This window comes from Rhodococcus aetherivorans, assembly GCF_011058165.1.
GTDB classification, from domain to species: Bacteria; Actinomycetota; Actinomycetes; order Mycobacteriales; family Mycobacteriaceae; genus Rhodococcus; species Rhodococcus aetherivorans.
In genome coordinates this window covers 109,083-125,288 of the sequence record NZ_JAALEG010000002.1, presented here as the reverse complement: position 1 = coordinate 125,288, position 16,206 = coordinate 109,083, and the positions used below count along the sequence as shown (strand labels likewise).

The 16,206-nt window shown below is 72.1% G+C and carries 14 protein-coding genes and 1 tRNA gene; 7 read left to right on the top strand and 8 right to left on the bottom strand.

Features of this window, described 5'->3' with window-relative positions:
• Window positions 1-35: 35 nt before the first annotated feature.
• Entirely contained in the window at window positions 36-671 is a 636-nt protein-coding gene (locus G6039_RS01440; protein ID WP_029542131.1) for a ScbR family autoregulator-binding transcription factor, read from the bottom strand.
• 160 nt (window positions 672-831) lie between these two features.
• A complete protein-coding gene (locus tag G6039_RS01435) occupies window positions 832-1,425 on the bottom strand; it encodes a TetR/AcrR family transcriptional regulator (protein WP_037201479.1) in 594 nt (197 codons plus the stop codon).
• Between the two features lie 234 nt (window positions 1,426-1,659).
• Here G6039_RS01435 and G6039_RS01430 point away from each other — a divergent pair.
• From G6039_RS01430 to G6039_RS01405, 6 genes are all read left to right on the top strand, one after another.
• Window positions 1,660-1,731 (top strand) — tRNA-Gln (locus G6039_RS01430).
• 71 nt (window positions 1,732-1,802) lie between these two features.
• On the top strand, window positions 1,803-3,281 hold the full coding sequence (glmU, locus tag G6039_RS01425) for a bifunctional UDP-N-acetylglucosamine diphosphorylase/glucosamine-1-phosphate N-acetyltransferase GlmU (protein ID WP_029542129.1): 1,479 nt from the start codon (window positions 1,803-1,805) through the stop codon (window positions 3,279-3,281).
• Entirely contained in the window at window positions 3,278-4,258 is a 981-nt protein-coding gene (locus G6039_RS01420) for a ribose-phosphate diphosphokinase (protein WP_006938895.1), read from the top strand. The genes glmU and G6039_RS01420 overlap by 4 nt, the downstream gene beginning before the upstream one ends.
• A 53-nt stretch (window positions 4,259-4,311) precedes the next feature.
• Window positions 4,312-4,941, top strand: a complete 630-nt coding sequence (locus tag G6039_RS01415; protein WP_029542126.1) for a DUF2461 domain-containing protein — start codon at window positions 4,312-4,314, stop codon at window positions 4,939-4,941.
• A gap of 192 nt (window positions 4,942-5,133) precedes the next feature.
• The gene (locus G6039_RS01410; protein ID WP_043800379.1) at window positions 5,134-5,808 is read left to right on the top strand and encodes a hypothetical protein; all 675 of its coding nucleotides are present in this window, start codon (window positions 5,134-5,136) and stop codon (window positions 5,806-5,808) included.
• Window positions 5,809-6,045: 237 nt separating this feature from the next.
• Window positions 6,046-8,604 (top strand): helix-turn-helix transcriptional regulator, encoded by a 2,559-nt coding sequence (locus G6039_RS01405; protein WP_006938901.1) that lies wholly within the window; start codon window positions 6,046-6,048, stop codon window positions 8,602-8,604.
• Between the two features lie 111 nt (window positions 8,605-8,715).
• Here G6039_RS01405 and G6039_RS01400 read toward each other — a convergent pair whose 3' ends face one another.
• Window positions 8,716-9,357, bottom strand: a complete 642-nt coding sequence (locus tag G6039_RS01400; protein ID WP_043800378.1) for a class I SAM-dependent methyltransferase — start codon at window positions 9,355-9,357, stop codon at window positions 8,716-8,718.
• A 54-nt stretch (window positions 9,358-9,411) separates the two neighbouring features.
• Here G6039_RS01400 and G6039_RS01395 point away from each other — a divergent pair, with 54 nt between their 5' ends.
• Entirely contained in the window at window positions 9,412-10,695 is a 1,284-nt protein-coding gene (locus G6039_RS01395; RefSeq protein WP_043800375.1) for an MFS transporter, read from the top strand.
• Window positions 10,696-10,699: 4 nt separating this feature from the next.
• Here G6039_RS01395 and G6039_RS01390 read toward each other — a convergent pair whose 3' ends face one another.
• The 5 genes from G6039_RS01390 to egtA all read right to left on the bottom strand — a co-directional run bounded on the left by G6039_RS01390 (window position 10,700) and on the right by egtA (window position 16,194).
• Complete coding sequence (locus G6039_RS01390; RefSeq protein ID WP_029542117.1) at window positions 10,700-11,896, bottom strand: MFS transporter; 1,197 nt, start codon at window positions 11,894-11,896, stop codon at window positions 10,700-10,702.
• A gap of 81 nt (window positions 11,897-11,977) precedes the next feature.
• On the bottom strand, window positions 11,978-12,934 hold the full coding sequence (egtD, locus tag G6039_RS01385; RefSeq protein ID WP_043800373.1) for an L-histidine N(alpha)-methyltransferase: 957 nt from the start codon (window positions 12,932-12,934) through the stop codon (window positions 11,978-11,980).
• Window positions 12,931-13,677: an ergothioneine biosynthesis protein EgtC gene (gene egtC, locus G6039_RS01380; protein WP_006938912.1), complete on the bottom strand. Its 747-nt coding sequence runs from the start codon at window positions 13,675-13,677 to the stop codon at window positions 12,931-12,933. Before egtC ends, egtD begins: the two co-directional genes overlap by 4 nt.
• Window positions 13,670-14,965, bottom strand: a complete 1,296-nt coding sequence (gene egtB, locus G6039_RS01375; protein ID WP_006938913.1) for an ergothioneine biosynthesis protein EgtB — start codon at window positions 14,963-14,965, stop codon at window positions 13,670-13,672. The genes egtC and egtB overlap by 8 nt, the downstream gene beginning before the upstream one ends.
• A complete protein-coding gene (gene egtA / locus G6039_RS01370; protein WP_043800369.1) occupies window positions 14,962-16,194 on the bottom strand; it encodes an ergothioneine biosynthesis glutamate--cysteine ligase EgtA in 1,233 nt (410 codons plus the stop codon). The genes egtB and egtA overlap by 4 nt, the downstream gene beginning before the upstream one ends.
• Window positions 16,195-16,206: the final 12 nt, after the last annotated feature.

Genomic DNA, 16,206 nt, shown 5'->3' with positions numbered 1-16,206 from the left:
CGTGTCAGGCGGAGGCACCGAACGCAATCGCCCGGCTACACCCGCAGCCGGCGCGAGACGAACTGCCGGAAGTACTCGACCTTGTCGGCGGGCACGAGCGCGGGCACCAGCAGGCGCCACATGTTCTCGAGGTGCTCGACGAGCTCGTCCCGACGATTCAGTGCCGCCGCGACCGCGCGAGCCCCGGTCAGGGCCTGCAGCACGAGCAGGCCCACCGCGTCCGGTTCGAGCTCCTCGCTCAGGTCGCCCTCCGCGAGGGCCCGCTTGGCGAGATCCTGCACCGTCGAGAGCCAGATCGCGAAGACCCCTTCCCCGGACCCGCGGTAGTCGCCGATCTCGATCACCAGCCGGAACATGGCGCGCACGATCGGGTCGGCGCGGGACACGTCGACCGTGAGGACCGACAGTTCGATCATGGTCTCGAGGGCGGGGGTCCGGTCGCTGATCGCGCTCAGCCCGGCCGAACCCAGCCGGGCGAAGCCCTCGTCGATGACCGCGCGGGCCAGCTCCTCCTTGGAGGCGAAGTGGAAGTACAGCGCACCCTTGGTGACACCGGACTGCTGGATGATCTCGTTGAGGCTGGCGTTGGCGTAGCCGAGATTCATGAACACTTCCGCGGCGCCGCGCAACACGGAGTCGCGCGTCACCTCGGCGCGAACCTGCCGGGCCATTCATCCCCCTCGATGCGGGCTCGGCGCCGCCCGGCGACCCGGACGATCGGCGCCGATCGCCGCTCCGCTGGGTACCACGATCACCTCGCAATTACTCGTCGAGTCGGCTGGGCAACGATACCACCTGGTAGGGGCGCGATCGGGAGTTCGCATCGCCCGGTCAGTCGGTCCCGAGCTGCGGATTCGCCTCCAGATGGGTGAGGCCGTTCCAGCACAGGTTCACCAGGTGGGCGGCCACGACCTCCTTCGACGGGCTGCGCTCGTCCAGCCACCACGTGGCGGCCGTCGCGACCATGCCCACCAGCGCCTGCGCATACAGCGGGGCCAGGTCCGGGTCGAAGCCCCGGCGGGAGAAGTCGCCGGCAAGGATGTGCGCCACCTGCCGCACCGCCTCGTTCAGCAGGGACGAGTACGTGCCCTCCTCCGCGGCGACCGGGGAGTCCCGCACGAGGATGCGGAAGCCGTCGGTGCGTTCCTCGACGTAGGTGAGCAGGGCGAGCGCCACCCGCTCGACCCGGATGCGCGAGCGGTTCTGCGTCAGGCTCGCGCTGATCATCGACATCAGGGTCGACATCTCCCGGTCCACGACCACGGCGTACAGGCCTTCCTTGCCGCCGAAGTGCTCGTAGACCACGGGCTTGGAGACCTGGGCCCGCTGGGCGATCTCCTCGATCGACGCCGCCTCGTAGCCGCGCTCGGCGAAGATCGCCCGCCCGATCTCGATGAGCTGCTCCCGGCGCTGGGTCCCGGTCATCCGGACCCGGGGGCTGCGGTCGGCGTGGTTCTGCGACGGTTTCGACACGTGTACATCCTTTCCGGCACCCGGCCGGACCCTGTGCCACCGGAAAACACCGAGGACGACGCGCGGCGGGTTGCGATCAGCCTATCCGTGGCGGCGACGCGCCCGGCCCCGCGTTCGACTCCGGGTGTGGCGGCATGCGAGGATCACAGACGCATGACCGGGGCGTCGGCGCCGGGAATGCGGCAGTCCGCCGTGGTGTAATCGGCAGCACCTCTGATTTTGGTTCAGATAGTTCAGGTTCGAGTCCTGGCGGCGGAGCGGGGCAGTCGGGGCCGGCGAGCTCCCCTGCCGGTGCCGAACCTGCGCATGTCGAACGTCGAGGGAGCTTCATGCAAGTGCAGACCGCAGTTGTCGTTCTGGCGGCCGGAGCGGGTACGCGAATGCGATCCAAGACCCCGAAGGTGCTGCACACACTCGGGGGTCGCACGATGCTCGCCCATTCGCTGCACGCGGCCGCAGAGCTGGACCCGAGCCACCTGGTGGTGGTCGTCGGGCACGAGCGCGAGCGGGTTTCCGCCGCGACCGCCGAGATCGCCGAGACGCTCGACCGCAAGGTGTCGATCGCGGTCCAGGACCGGCAGCTCGGTACCGGGCACGCGGTGCAGTGCGGGCTCGACGCGCTGCCCGGCGACTTCTCCGGCGTGGTCGTCGTCACCAACGCCGATGTCCCGCTGCTCGACGGCCACACCCTCGAGGCTCTCGAAGCCGAGCACCTCGCCGAACCGGCGCAGTCGGCGGTGACCGTCCTGACGTTCCTCGCCGACGATCCCACCGGGTACGGCCGCATCGTCCGGAACGGCCACGGCGAGATCCGCGAGATCGTCGAGGAGACCGACACCGACGCCGAGCAGGCTGCCATCAACGAGGTCAACGCCGGCATCTACGCCTTCGACGCGAAGTTCCTCCGCAGCGCGCTGACCCGGCTGCGGGCCCACAATGCGCAGGGCGAGCTGTACCTGACGGACGTCGTCACGATCGCCCGGGAGGACGGCCTGCCGGTGTTCGCCGCCCAGCTCGCCGACCCGATGAAGGTCGCGGGCGCGAACGACCGGGTGCAGCTCGCGGCGCTCGCCGCGCAGTTGAACCGGCGCACCCTCGAGCACTGGATGCGGGCGGGTGTGACCGTGATCGACCCGTCCAGCACGTGGGTGGACGTCGACGTCGTCCTCGCCCGGGACGTGACCCTGCACCCCGGGGTGCAGCTGCACGGCCGGACCGTGGTCGACGAGGACGCGGTGATCGGCCCGGACACCACGCTGACGAACGTGCGGATCGGCGCCGGGGCGTCGGTCGTGCGCACCCACGGGTCGGACTCCGTGATCGGCGAGGGCGCGACCGTCGGGCCGTTCGCCTACCTGCGGCCGGGCACCGACCTCGGCGAGTCCGGCAAGATCGGCACGTTCGTGGAGACCAAGAACGCCGAGATCGGGCCGCACTCGAAGGTGCCGCATCTGACCTACGTCGGCGACGCCACCATCGGCGAGTACTCGAACATCGGGGCCTCGAGCGTGTTCGTCAACTACGACGGCGTGCACAAGTCGCGCACGGTCGTCGGATCCCACGTCCGGACCGGGTCGGACACCATGTTCGTGGCCCCCGTGACGGTCGGCGACGGAGCTTACACCGGCGCCGGCACGGTCCTGCGCCGCAACGTTCCGCCGGGGGCGCTTGCGGTGTCGGGTGCGCCACAGCGCAATATTGAAGGCTGGGTCCAGCGAAACCGACCCGGGACCCCCGCGGCCGAGGCAGCGTCTGCAGCACGGCAGCAGCAAGAGATCGAACGGCATAAGGACGGCCAGGACCAGTGACCTCCAATTGGATCGACAACCAGAAGAACTTGATGCTCTTCTCCGGCCGGGCCCACCCCGAGCTGGCCGAGCAGGTGGCGAAGGAGCTCGACGTCCAGGTCACCCCGCAGACCGCGCGTGACTTCGCCAACGGCGAGATCTTCGTGCGGTTCGAGGAGTCCGTGCGCGGCTCCGACGCGTTCGTGCTGCAGAGCCACCCGTTCCCGCTCAACCAGTGGGTGATGGAACAGCTCATCATGATCGATGCGCTCAAGCGAGGCTCGGCCAAGCGCATCACCGCCGTCCTGCCGTTCTACCCGTACGCCCGCCAGGACAAGAAGCACCGCGGCCGTGAGCCCATCTCCGCCCGCCTGATCGCCGATCTGCTCAAGACCGCCGGCGCGGACCGCATCATCACCGTCGATCTGCACACCGACCAGATCCAGGGCTTCTTCGACGGACCGGTCGACCACATGCACGCCCAGGGCCAGCTCGCCGAGTACATCCGCGACAGGTACGGCGTCGAGAACATCGCCGTGGTCTCCCCCGACTCCGGCCGCGTCCGCGTCGCCGAGAAGTGGGCCGACACCCTCGGGGGCGCCCCGCTGGCGTTCATCCACAAGACCCGCGACCCGCTGGTCCCGAACCAGGTCAAGTCCAACCGCGTGGTCGGTGAGGTCGAGGGCCGCACCTGCATCCTCATCGACGACATGATCGACACCGGCGGCACCATCGCCGGGGCCGTGAAGATCCTGAAGGAGGCCGGCGCGGGCGACGTCGTCATCGCCGCCACCCACGGCGTGCTCTCGCACCCCGCCTCCGAGCGCCTCGCCGCGTGCGGTGCCGAGGAGGTGATCGTCACCAACACGCTGCCGATCGACGACGAGAAGCGGTTCCCGACGCTCACCGTCCTGTCGATCGCGCCGCTGCTCGCGCGCACCATCCAGGAGGTGTTCGAGAACGGCTCGGTGACGTCGCTGTTCAACGGTTCCGCGTAGTCGCGGAAGGCGGTGTACTTTCGGACCGTCACCGGACCGAAAGGACACCCGGCATGTTCACCGGCTTCCCCGTTGCCGCCCTCGACTTCTACGAAGACCTCGAGGCGGACAACAGCAAGCCGTTCTGGGCCGCGCACAAGGCCGTCTATGACGACTGCGTGCGCGGCCCGATGCTTGCCCTGCTCGCGGAACTCGAACCGGAGTTCGGCCCGGGCAAGGCGTTTCGTCCGCATCGCGACGTCCGCTTCAGCGCGGACAAGTCGCCGTACAAGACTCATCAGGGCGGATTCGTGCAAACCGGGCCCGGCGTCGGGTTCTACGTGCAGATCGACGCCGCCGGGCTGCGGATCGCCGGCGGCTTCTACGCGGGCTCGTCCGCACAGGTCTCCGCATACCGTGCCACCGTGGACGATTCGCGCCACGGTCCCCGGCTCGAGACGCTCGTGCGGCGGCTGCGCCGGGCCGGGTACGAGATCGGTGGCGAACGGCTGAAGACCCGTCCGCGCGGCGTCGCGGAGGATCACCCCCGTCTCGACCTGCTGCGGCACAAGTCCCTCACCGCGGCGCGGGAGCACCCGTCGCCCGAGTGGCTCGACACGCCGCGCACCCTCGACGAGGTGCGCACCGCGTGGCGCGACGTCCGGCCGCTCGTGGAGTGGCTGACCGCCGCCACCGCCGCCTGAAAAGCGTTCGCATCGCGGTCGATTCCGAGCCCCCTCGGCAAACCGATCGGTATGGAAAGTCGTGTGGCACAAGACTTTGCCGCCCGGACGCCGACGGTTAACATGATCTTCATCACTCCCACATCCCTCAGCCGCAGGTCGTGCAGGACCCCCCCGACCGACCGGGCCGGCTTTGACTTAAGGTGGCTCCTCGTGATCGACGCTCAAACCCTCGAGGCCCCCACCGAAAACGCGAAACTCGAGACCGTCCGGCGGTGGAGGCCGGGAGCCTGCGTCTGGTGCGGCGACACCGATTCCGTCGAGGAGTTCCGCAACGAACCCCGTTGCGCCACTTGCCGCACGCACGAGTCGATCATCGACGAGGCGCGCAAGTTCGTCGGCATGTACGGCCTGCGTCCCATCGGCGGCACCCTGCAGTCGGACGACGAGGAGGAGTACGAGCACCGCAAGGCCGCCCGCGACTCACGCCGCGTCCTCAACGACATCCGGCTCGCCGAACAGCCCGACCCCGCCCTCGTCCGCAAGGCCCTGCGCCCCCGCGCCGCCGCCGTCGTCGCCGAGACCGCCCCGGCGCGCCGGACCGCCACGCCGCGCACGTCCTCGTCGCGCCCGTCGCAGCGCGCCGCCTCCGAGCCGGCCCCCGCGCCGGTGCGCACCGGCGCCGTCGACGTCGACGTCGACGAGATCCAGAACCGCGCCCTCGCGCTGCTCGACCAGCTCTCCGCGATCGACGCGCAGCTCGCCCTCGTCGCCGAGCAGTCCGGCCTCGCCGCCCGCGCCCGCCGCGGTGACCTCGAGAAGCAGAAGGCCACCGTCCTGCGCACCCTGGCTGCCCTGGAGAAGGCCCGGCTCAGCGCCACCCGATAGGGAACTTTCTCGCCCCGAGGGGGAGGTTGTCGCGGCATCGTTCGAGTGCCGCAGTCGACAACCTCCCCCTCGTCGCATATATCACCTGGTGGGACTACGCATACCGGACATCCCTCCCCTCGATCCGTAAGAGACCAGGTAGTCTGCCCGTGCCGAAGGGTCTGTCGGGGACACCGGGGTATCGGTGGAGACCGCACATGCAGGCTTGCGTGGACCGACCGATCGAGAGGAGTTGCCGTGAGTGTCCCCGGCGCCGGCCGTACGGGGGTACCGACGTGGCGGGCGCTGGCCACCGCGCTGCCCCGTCCTCGCCTGTTCGAGATGCTCGACCGCGGGTCTGCGCTGACGGTGGTCCACGCACCGGACGGGTTCGGCAAGAGCACGCTGCTCGCCACGTGGCTGCACGGCGGCGGCGTACCCGGGCGCGACGTCGCGTGGGTGCCGGCGGCGACGGACGACGGGGCACCGGACCGCATCTGGTCCGACGCGTGCGCGGTGCTGGGCGACCATGTCGTGGCCGGCGACCCGGTCGACCGGCTCGCCTCGACCCTCGGCGGAACGCCGTCCCTGCTCGTCCTCGACGGGCTCCCCGGCACCGCCCTCGACGACCTGCTGCCGACGATCCGGCAGCTGCTGGATCGCTGCCCGTCCGTGGACGTCGCCGTCTGTCTTCGCGGCAGCACCACGTCCGCCACCGTGGCCGCGGCGGGCCTCGACTGCACGTTCGTCTCCGCCCACGACCTCCGGTTCACGCCCCGGGAGACGGCGGAACTCTTCCGCGCCGCCGGGGTGGAACTCGGGATCGACGAGTACGGCGACCTGTGCCGCGCCCTGGGCGGGCTGCCCCAGCTGATCTCGGGCGCCCTGAACGTCGCCCGGCTGCACCGGGGCGCACCGGTCGACGAGGAGGGCCGGCCCTCCCCCGACCTGGCCGTCGCCATCGCCGGGTTCGCGTCCGGTCTGCTCGACACGCTCACCGCCGAGGAACGGGCGTTCGCGATGTGCGTCGTCGCCGCCCGCGATCTCGACGCGGAACTCGCCGCTGAGCTCACCGGCCGGCCCGAGCCGGCCGCGCTGCTCGACCGTCTCGAGGCGCGAGGCCTGCTCGTCGTCGACGAGGCGGACGAGACACGGACGTGGTCGTGGCCGTCGGCCCTGCGGTCGGCGGTACTGGAACAGGCCCGGCAGGAGGAGCCCGCACGGGTCGACGAGCTGATGACCTTTCTCGCGCGCCTGCACCGGGATGCGGGCCGGCCGGCGCAGGCCGCGGTGTACGCGGCCGAGGCTCGCAACTGGACGATGGCCGCGGGCATCGTGGAGCGCAGCTGGGGCGAGATGGTCTCCGAGCACCTGGAGGTGCTCATCCTCGTGTTGCGGACGATCCCGGAGGACTTCCTGGAGGACTACCCGGCGGTGCTCGCCGGACGGGCGCTGTTCGTGCAGATGCTCGCCGATCACCCCATCCTGCGGGCGTCGCTTCCGAGCGAACCCGACGAGCTGCACACGCTCGGCGCCGGGCCGGACGCCGCGAACGTCCTGCACCTGGCGACGGTGCAGTCGCTCGCGCTGCGTGTCGCCGGGGACTTCGTCCAGGGCGCCGACTGCACGCGACGGCTCGAGCCGCTGGTACAGAGCATGCTCCTGCACCAGCCGGACAACATCACCCCGCAGCTGCCGCTGCTGCGGGTCCAGTGGGCGATCACCTTCCAGCTCGTCGCGGAGCTGGCCGAATCCAACCGGCAGTTCGAACTGGCCTACCGCGGCGGTGTCGCCGCGGACACCCCCTACATCGTCCAGAACGCCGCGGGCAGCTCGGCGCTCAACTGGGCTCTGGTCGGCGACGTCCCGCGCGCCCGCCGGTGGCTCGACCGGGAGGCGACGACGGAACCGTCCGACGGGCTCTTCGGCGAACTCGTCAAGGTCGGCGGCCGGGTCGCCGCGGCCCTGACCCATCTCGACGCGCTCGACGTGGGCGCGGCCGAGTCGATGATCGAGCTGCTCGGCGCGCCCAGCGATCGGGAGGAGCTGTGGGGGTTCGTCGCCTACGCCCACGCCCAGCACGCCCTGCTCACCCTCGAGGCGTACGCGGGTCTGACGTGGTTGCACCACACCGTCGCCGGCCACGCCCACCGGCACGGCGACGGCGCATTCTCCCGGACGCTGCTCACCGCGACGGAGATCGACCTGCACCTGGCTCTCGGCAACGGCAACCTGGCCCGCGCCGTGGCGGACCAGGAGCCCCGGCACCATCCGATACTCGTCGTCTCCGACGCGCGGGTGGATCTGCTCGGTGGGAGTCCCGACCGGGCCGCCAAGAAGCTCGCGCGGGTGTCGTGGCCGGACTGCGGATTCCCGCGGGCCCATCTCGAGGCGTTGCTGCTGGACGCCGCCGCGCAGCTCGATCTCGGCAATCCCCGGTCCGCGATCGTGTGCTGGGAGCGCGCCTGCACGCTCGCCCGGACGCTCGGCAATAGGCGCGCCTTCACGACCGTGCCGGACCGGCATCGGCGAGAGCTCGTCGAGCGCAGCGGTATTGCGGTGCCGGGCGGTTCCGTCGAGGCGGTGTTCCCGGACGAGGTCGTGCGGGTCGAGTTGTCCCCGCGGGAGAGGCAGGTGCTCGCGTTGCTGGCCGACGGATCACCGCAGAGCGAGATCGCCCGGCTCCTGTTCGTCTCCCCGAACACGGTCAAGACGCAGCTGCGCAGCATCTACCGCAAGCTCGAGGTCCACACCCGGGTCGAGGCCATCACCCGGGCGCGGGAGCTGCGGCTGCTGCCGGTGACCGGTGAGCTCTAGGCACGCTTCCGCGGCCCTTTCCGGCGCCGACGTCCCCTCCCGAACCGAGCGAATGTATCGCTCATCTCCGCAGATCGACGCGATGGCACGTTCGCTCGGCTCGGGGGGAGGTCACGCCGGTTTGTGGGCGCGCACCCGGAACACGATGCCCATCCGCCCGGTGCGGTGCACGTCGTCGACCACGAAGCCGGCCTCGGTGAGATAGGGGACGGGGTCGCGGAGCAGGTGGTCGGCGCCGAAGCGGATGCTGAGCGGCTCGATGCCCCGCTGCAGGGCGCGCAGCGCCCGGTTCGTCGACGGGCCGTGCTCGGCGAGGACGACGCGGCCGCCGGGGACGAGCACGCGGTGCGCCTCGGCGGCGGCGCGGGCCGGGTCGGGCACGGTGCAGAACGTGAAGGTCGAGAGCACGGTGTCGGCGCTCGCGTCGGGCAGATCGAGGGCCTGGACGTCGCCCTCCCGCAGTTCGACGCGCGGATCGGCGGCGGCCTTCGCCCGGGCGAGTTCGAGCATCCTCGGTGAGATGTCGATGCCGACGACGTGCTCGACCTCCGGCCCGTAGAGGGGAAGGTTGAGCCCGGTGCCGACGGCGAGTTCGACGACGCGGCCGCGGGCCTGCGCGGCCGCCCAGTGCCGGGCCGGCCCGAGGATCAGCCGCTCGACCAGGCCCATGCCGCGGTCGTAGTTCTTCGACATCTCGTCGAAGATCCGCGATACGCGGGCGTTCTCGTTCTCGACCTTCTCCGAATCGGTCACCGTGTCTCCTTACCGCCGGGTCACCGCCGACGTTACCGGCGTACCCTCCCGGCTGTGACCGAACCGATCCCGGAACAGCGCCGCGTACTGACCGTGCTGGTGGCCGCGCAGATCCTCAGCGGCGCGGGCCTGGCCGCCGGCGTGACCGTCGGCGCGCTCCTCGCGCAGGACATGCTGGGCAGCACCAGTCTCGCCGGGGTGCCGAGCGCCCTGTTCACGATCGGGTCGGCGGCCGCGGCCGTCGCCGTGGGGCGGATCTCGCAGCGCGCCGGGCGCCGTGGGGGCCTGACGTTCGGCTACACCACGGGCGCGATCGGCAGCGCGGGCGTGGTGGCCGCGGCGGCGCTCGACACCGCGGCGCTGCTGTTCGCGGCCCTGTTCGTCTACGGCGCGGGCACGGCGACGAGCCTGCAGGCGCGCTACGCGGGCGCCGACCTGGCCGCCCCGGCGCGGCGCGGCCGCGCCGTGAGCACGGTGCTGGTGGCGACGACCCTCGGGGCGGTGGTGGGCCCGAACCTGACCACCGTGATGGGTGACGCCGCCGAATCGTGGGGCATTCCCCGGCTGTCCGGGCCGTTCGTGCTCTCCGGCGTCGCCTACGGTCTCGCCGCCGTCGTCCTGTGGGTGCTGCTGCGCCCGGACCCGCTCCTGCTCGCCCGCAGCCGCGCGGCCGCGGAAACCCTGAGCGGCACCGTCGCGCGAAACCTGAGCGGCACCGTCGGCGAGGATCCGGCGCCGGCCGGCGACCCGCCGGCGCCGGGCCGGCCGTGGACGCCCGCGGTGACCGCCGGGGTCGTGGTCATGATCGTGACGCAGCTCGTGATGGTGGCGGTGATGACGATGACGCCGATCCACATGCGCGACCACGGGCACGACGTCGGCGCGACGGGCGTGGTCATCGCGATCCACGTTGCGGCGATGTTCCTGCCCTCACCGATCGCGGGGATGCTCGTTGACCGGGTCGGGCCCTACCGGGTCGCGGCCGCCGCGGGACTCGTCCTGCTGGCCTCCGGGGTGTCCGCGGCGCTGGCCCCGCCGCACTCGGTGGCGGCGCTCGCGTTCGCGCTGGGCCTGCTCGGCTTCGGGTGGAGCCTGGGCCTGGTGAGCGGCACCGCGCTCGTCACCGATGCGGTGCCGCTCGAGTCCCGCGCGGCCACGCAGGGCACCGCGGACCTGTTCGTCGCACTCGCCGGGGCGGGCGGTGGCCTGGGTTCCGGGCTCGTCGTCGCGGCGGCCGGGTTCCCCGCCCTGGCGCTGACCGGTGCGGCGGTGTCGCTGGTGATCCTTCCGGTCCTGGCGCGACGGTCCGCACACGTCGCGCAGTCCGCCGTCCACTAGCACCTCAGGCCGGCACGGCGACGGCTCGTCGCGCCACCCGCAGGTCCGCGACCCACACCAGGGCGGTCACGACGGCCGCCGCCACCCCGAACACGCACACCCCGGTCCAGCCGGCGCTCGTCCACGCGACCGCGCCGAGCGCCGAACCGGCAGCGGCGCCGATGAAGTACGTCGTCATGTACACCGCGTTGATGCGGGAACGCGCCGCGGGCGCCAGCGCGTAGACGATGTTCTGGTTGCTGATGTGGATGGCCTGCAGCGCCAGGTCGATCGCGACCATCCCGATCAGGAACCACGCCAGCGAGTACGCGCCGGCGCCCAGCGCGGCCCAGGACGCGACGAGCACCGCCGCGCCGGCGCCCGAGGTGAGCTGCGCGAGCCCGCGATCGGCGAGGCGGCCGGTGAGGTTGGCCATCACCGCGCCGGCGACCCCGGCCAGGCCCACCAGTCCGATCTGCACCTCGTCGAAACCGTAGGGTTCGCCGGCCAGCAGGAACGCCATCGTCGAGAACAGGGCGCTCACGGACGCGAACGACAGGGCGCCGAGCAGCGACCGGGTGCGCAGCCGCGGCTGGGTGCGCACGAGGGTCCCGAGCGAACGCAGCGTGGTCCCGTAACCGATGCGCTCGGCGGGTCGCGACGTCGGCAGCACCCGCCACAGGGCCAGCGCGACCACGACCATCACGGCGGCGCTCACCCGGTAGACGGTGGCCCAGCCGCCGACGCCGGCGAGGAGCCCGGCGACGCTTCGGGCGAGCAGGATGCCGAGCACCAACCCGCTCATCACCGTCCCGACGGCCTGGCCGCTGCGCTCCGGTGTGGCCAGGGTCGCGGCGAACGGCACCAGCACCTGCGCGGCCACCGAGAACAGCCCTGCGATCGCCGTGCCGACGGCCAGCACCGCGATGTCCGGGGCGAAGCCGCTGATTGCCTGGCCGGCCGCGGCGGCGAGCATGAGCCCCACCGTGAGGCGGCGCTTGTCGAACATGTCACCGAGCGGCACCAGGAACAGCAGGCCGAGGCCGTAGGAGACCTGGGCGATGGTGACGGTGGCTGCGGCGGCAGAGTGGGAGGTGCCCAGAGCGGCGGCGATCGAGTCGAGCAGGGGCTGGTTGAAGTAGTTGCCGCCCACGCACAAACCGGTGGCCGCCGCCATCAGCAGCAGCACGGGGGTGGTCAGCACGGGCCGGGTCGACGTCACGTCTGCCAGCCTCGCGCGGCCGGGCCGGTGCTGTCCAACCGGCTTCCTGCCGTCGGCGGCCCGGGACCGCCGACGCGCGGCTCAGGCGCGGCTCGCGCCGATCAGCGCGAACCTCCCGTCGGGATCGATCCACTCGCGCCGGACGACGAACCCGGCCTCGGTCAGTTCACGGCCCATCCCGTCGAGACGGAACTTGGCGGAGATCTCGGTGCGCAGCTGCTCACCCGCCGCGAAGGAGATCTCGAGATCCAGCCCGGGAATTCGGACGGTCATGGGCTCGGTGGCCTCGAGCCGCATCTCGATCCATTCGTTGATCGGGTCCCACACGGCGACGTGCCGGAACTTCCCGGGTTCGAAGTCCGCACCGAGCCGGTTGTTGAGCACGTTCAGCACGTTGCGGTCGAATTCCGCGGTGACCCCGGCCGCGTCGTCGTAGGCCGGCACGAGCACGTCCGGGTCGGTGACGAGGCCGATGCCGAGAAGCAGCCACTCCCCCGGCTCGAGCACGGCGGCGAGATCGGTGAGGAACGCGGCGCGCTCGGCGGGCGCCAGGTTGCCGATGGTGCCGCCGAGGAACGCGATCATGCGGCGTCCGCCGCCGGGCAGGTGCGCGAGCGAGCCGGTGAAGTCTCCGACGACGCCCCGCACCGTCAGGTCCGGGTACTCGGCCGAGAGCCGGGTCACCGCGGGCTGCAGGGCGGCCTCCGACACGTCCTGCGGTACGTACGTATGGATGTACGGTTGCAGCGCGTCGAGCAGGATCTCCGTCTTCTCGGAGGAGCCCGACCCGAGCTCGACGAGCATCTCGGGGCGGGCCTCGTCGGCCAGTTCCGGTGAATGCTTTTGCAGCAGAGCCCGTTCGGTGCGGGTGGGGTAGTACTCCGGCAGGCGGGTGATCCGGTCGAAGAGCTCGCCGCCGCGCGCATCGTAGAGCCAGGTCGGCGAGAGCCACTTCGGCGACGACGTCAGCCCGCGGCGCGCGTCGGCCCGCAGCGACTCGTCGAGCTGCTCCGGGGTCAGGTACACGTCCACCGTCATGAAACGGCCACCTCCATGGGGGACACGATGAGGTGTCCCGGTCGGGCGCTGACCAGGTGCCGGTCCGGCACCTGACGCCAGCGCGGATCGTCGTCGTACGGTTCCGAGGACACCACGGCGACGTCCTCGTCGACGAGGGTCCACAGCGAGTGGTACCAGGCCGTCGCCCACAACCCGGAACCGTTGCCCAGCAACAGGTTCAGCCGCGAACCCGGCGCGACCGCGAGCACGTCGTGGACGAGCCGCATCAGCGCCTGCTCGGGCCGCGAGGAACGCAGCCGCGAGTACAGCAGCAGCCACAGCGCGGCCGCGTCGGTGGGCGACTCGAGCTGCAGCAGTTCGGCCACCGGCAGGCGCTGGGCCAGCGAGACGAGCGAACCGGGCCACCCGCGGACCAGCCCGTTGAGGCTGAACGCCCAGCCGTCGCGGGTGAACGGGGCGCAGGCCGAGCGCTCGACGGGCATGCCCTCCGTCGCCGAGCGCAGCGACGCCATGACGGCTCCGGCGCTGATGTGCGAAAGGCCTTCGGCGACAAAGGGGTCGGACCAGATCGGAGCGGGGTTCCGGTAGCGGCCGAAGCCGTCGGCACCCCACCATGCCACCCCGAACCCGTCGGCGTTGATGGTGCCGCCGCCGCGCATGTCCTTCGGCGCCCACGATTGGCGCAACAGCGACCGGGGTCCCTCGGTCACCAGGGAGCTCACCGAGCGGACCGGCCCGAGATATCCCAGGTGTCTACACATCCGGCACGTCCCGCGCGCAGCGGAAGCCGGCGAAGATCTGCCGCCGGATCGGCAGGTCCCAGTTGCGGAAGGTGCCGCGGCAGGCCGCGGGGTCGGTGCCGAACGAGCCGCCGCGCAGCACCCGGAAGTCGCCGCCGAAGAACACCTCCGAGTACTCCCGGTACGGGAAGGCGGTGAACCCGGGATACGGCTCGAACCCCGAGGCCGTCCATTCCCACACGTCGCCGATCAGCTGGTGCACGCCGAGGCGCGACGCACCCGCCGGATAGGCGCCGACGACGGCCGGCTCGAGGTGCCGCTGGCCGAGGTTGGCGTGGGCCTCGGTCGGTTCCTCGTCGCCCCACGGGTAGCGCCGGCTCGCCCCGGTCAGCGGGTCCCAGCGGGCGGCCTTCTCCCATTCGGCCTCGCTGGGCAGCCGGCGCCCGGCCCAGCGCGCGAACGCCTCGGCCTCGTGGAAGCACACGTGCACCACGGGCTCGTCGGGATCGAGCGGCACCACCGCCCCGAACCGGCGGCGCCACCACGTGCCCGAGTCGTCGCGGGTCCAGAACTGGGGGGCCTCGAGACCCGCCTGCTCGCGGTGCACCCATCCCTCCGGGCTCCACAGCTCCCGGCGGGCGTAGCCGCCGTCGGCCAGGAACTCGAGGTAGCGCCCGTTGGTGACCGGCACCGTGTCGATCGCGAACGCCGGTACGTACACGCGGTGCGCGGCCCGCTCGTTGTCCAGCGCCCACGGATCGGTCGAGGTCCCCATCTCGAACTCGCCGCCCGGGATCAGCACCTCCTCCGCGGCCGGCGGCTCGGCGCGCCGCGGCGGCGGTGGGGCGTCGAGCACGGGCGATCCCGCCCGCAACTGGTGCGTGGCCAGCATCGTCTCCGCATGCTGAACCTCGTGCTGGACACTCATCGCGAAGACGAATCCGTCACGGGTGAGGTCGGTGTCGAATGCACACTGCGCCAGCACGTCCGCCGCCCGCGCGCGGACCTCCGCCGCGTAGCCGCGGGCCTCCGCCGGCCCGAGCAACGGCAGCGCCGGACGGTCCGCGCGGGGATGCCGGAAGGCGTCGTAGAGGTCGTCGACGTCCGGGCGCACACCGCCCTGACCGCCGGCCGCCCGGAGCAGCCAGCGTTCCTCCTGGTTGGCGATATGCGCGAGATCCCACACGAGGGGGCTCATCAGCGGCGAATGCTGGGCCGTGAGCTCCGCGTCGTCGATGTCGGTCAGCGCGAGGACCCGCGCCCGCGCGCGGGCGAGGTCCCGGCCGAGCCGGGTGTGCAGACCGCTCACCGGTCCTGGACCTCCGGGGTGCGACCGCGGCAGCACCGCGCCGCCGCCGAGTCCAGGGCCGTGGTGAACCGCATGTCCGGCGACGCCTCCGCGGCGAGGGCGAGCAGTCCGACCGCCGCGGCCCGGAGCTCGAGGTCCGCGAGACCGAACTCGGCAGCCTCCTGCCAGCGGTCCACGACGGGTGCGGCGACGGCCAGGGCCTCGTCCATCACGGCCGGCGAGGTGAGCAGCGCCTCGACCGCGGCGACCGGGACCTGCCAGAGGGCACCCGGCTGGGCGTCGATGTACCGGACCTCGAGATGCCCGGCGGGACGCACCGGCGGGAACAGGGTGGTCAGGTGGTAGTCCAGGTCGGCGACGGTGGGCCGGCGCCCGATCTCGTCGTCGAGACCGCCGCCGAGCCAGTCCGCGAACGACGCACCCGGCGGCGCGTGCCAGTCCCCGTCGGACGCGCGCACGCACAGCAGCGGCGCGTCGAGCGCCCAGGCCGGGTAGTGCGCCGGATCGGGGACGGGCGTGGTGCGGTCGGCGTCCAGCGCCAGCCAGGTCCGCATCCGCTGCGACGCCCAGGTTCCGTCCGGGGCGCCGCGCAGCGAGGGGGAACACGCGAACGCGGCCACGAGCGCCGGTCCGACGGCGTGCAGCACCCGCCACCGGCGGGCCAGCTCGCCGTCGTCGGCGCCGGCGTCGACGCTCACCTGAGTGGCGGCGGTGCTGTTCATCATCAACCGGCCCAGCGGCCCGATCCGGTCGAACCGGAGCTCCATCGCGCTGTACCGGGGGGTGCGCAGGAGCCGCTGCGGGGGGCGCAGTTCGTCGGCCGCCGCGTCGATCATGTCCACCGACCGGCGCGCCAGCAACGCACGGAGCATGCGGGCATCGGCGGTGAGACGGTCGCAGACCTGCCGCGCCGAGCCACACGGCACGCTCGACAGTTCGACCTGCCCGCCGGGCTCGAGGGTCACGGCGCTGCCCGACGGCAACGGCCGCGCCGAGGAGCCGGGAGCCAGCTGCCGGGGGGCGTGCGGGCCGAGGGCCTCGAGGATCGCCTGCAGCTCCGGCCGGGCGCTCGTGCCGTCGGCCCGGGCCGTGAGCCATTCCAGTTCCACCCCGATCAGCCGGGGCGGCCCGAAGCGGAAGCTCACCCTTCGCACGTGCAGTTCGGCGGCGGTTCGCGAGGCGATGCCGGCGTCCGCGCGCGGCACCGCCGTGTCGAATGTGATCACCACTCGGTCCGCCCC

Coding starts and splice junctions, on each gene's coding strand:
- glmU (WP_029542129.1), top strand. CDS start 1,803: ATGCAAGTGCAGACCGCAGTTGTCGTTCTGGCGGCCGGAGCGGGTACG.
- egtD (WP_043800373.1), bottom strand. CDS start 12,934: ATGACGGTGGACGTGTACCTGACCCCGGAGCAGCTCGACGAGTCGCTG.
- G6039_RS01435 (WP_037201479.1), bottom strand. CDS start 1,425: ATGACCGGGACCCAGCGCCGGGAGCAGCTCATCGAGATCGGGCGGGCG.
- G6039_RS01415 (WP_029542126.1), top strand. CDS start 4,312: ATGTTCACCGGCTTCCCCGTTGCCGCCCTCGACTTCTACGAAGACCTC.
- egtC (WP_006938912.1), bottom strand. CDS start 13,677: ATGTGTAGACACCTGGGATATCTCGGGCCGGTCCGCTCGGTGAGCTCC.
- G6039_RS01440 (WP_029542131.1), bottom strand. CDS start 671: ATGGCCCGGCAGGTTCGCGCCGAGGTGACGCGCGACTCCGTGTTGCGC.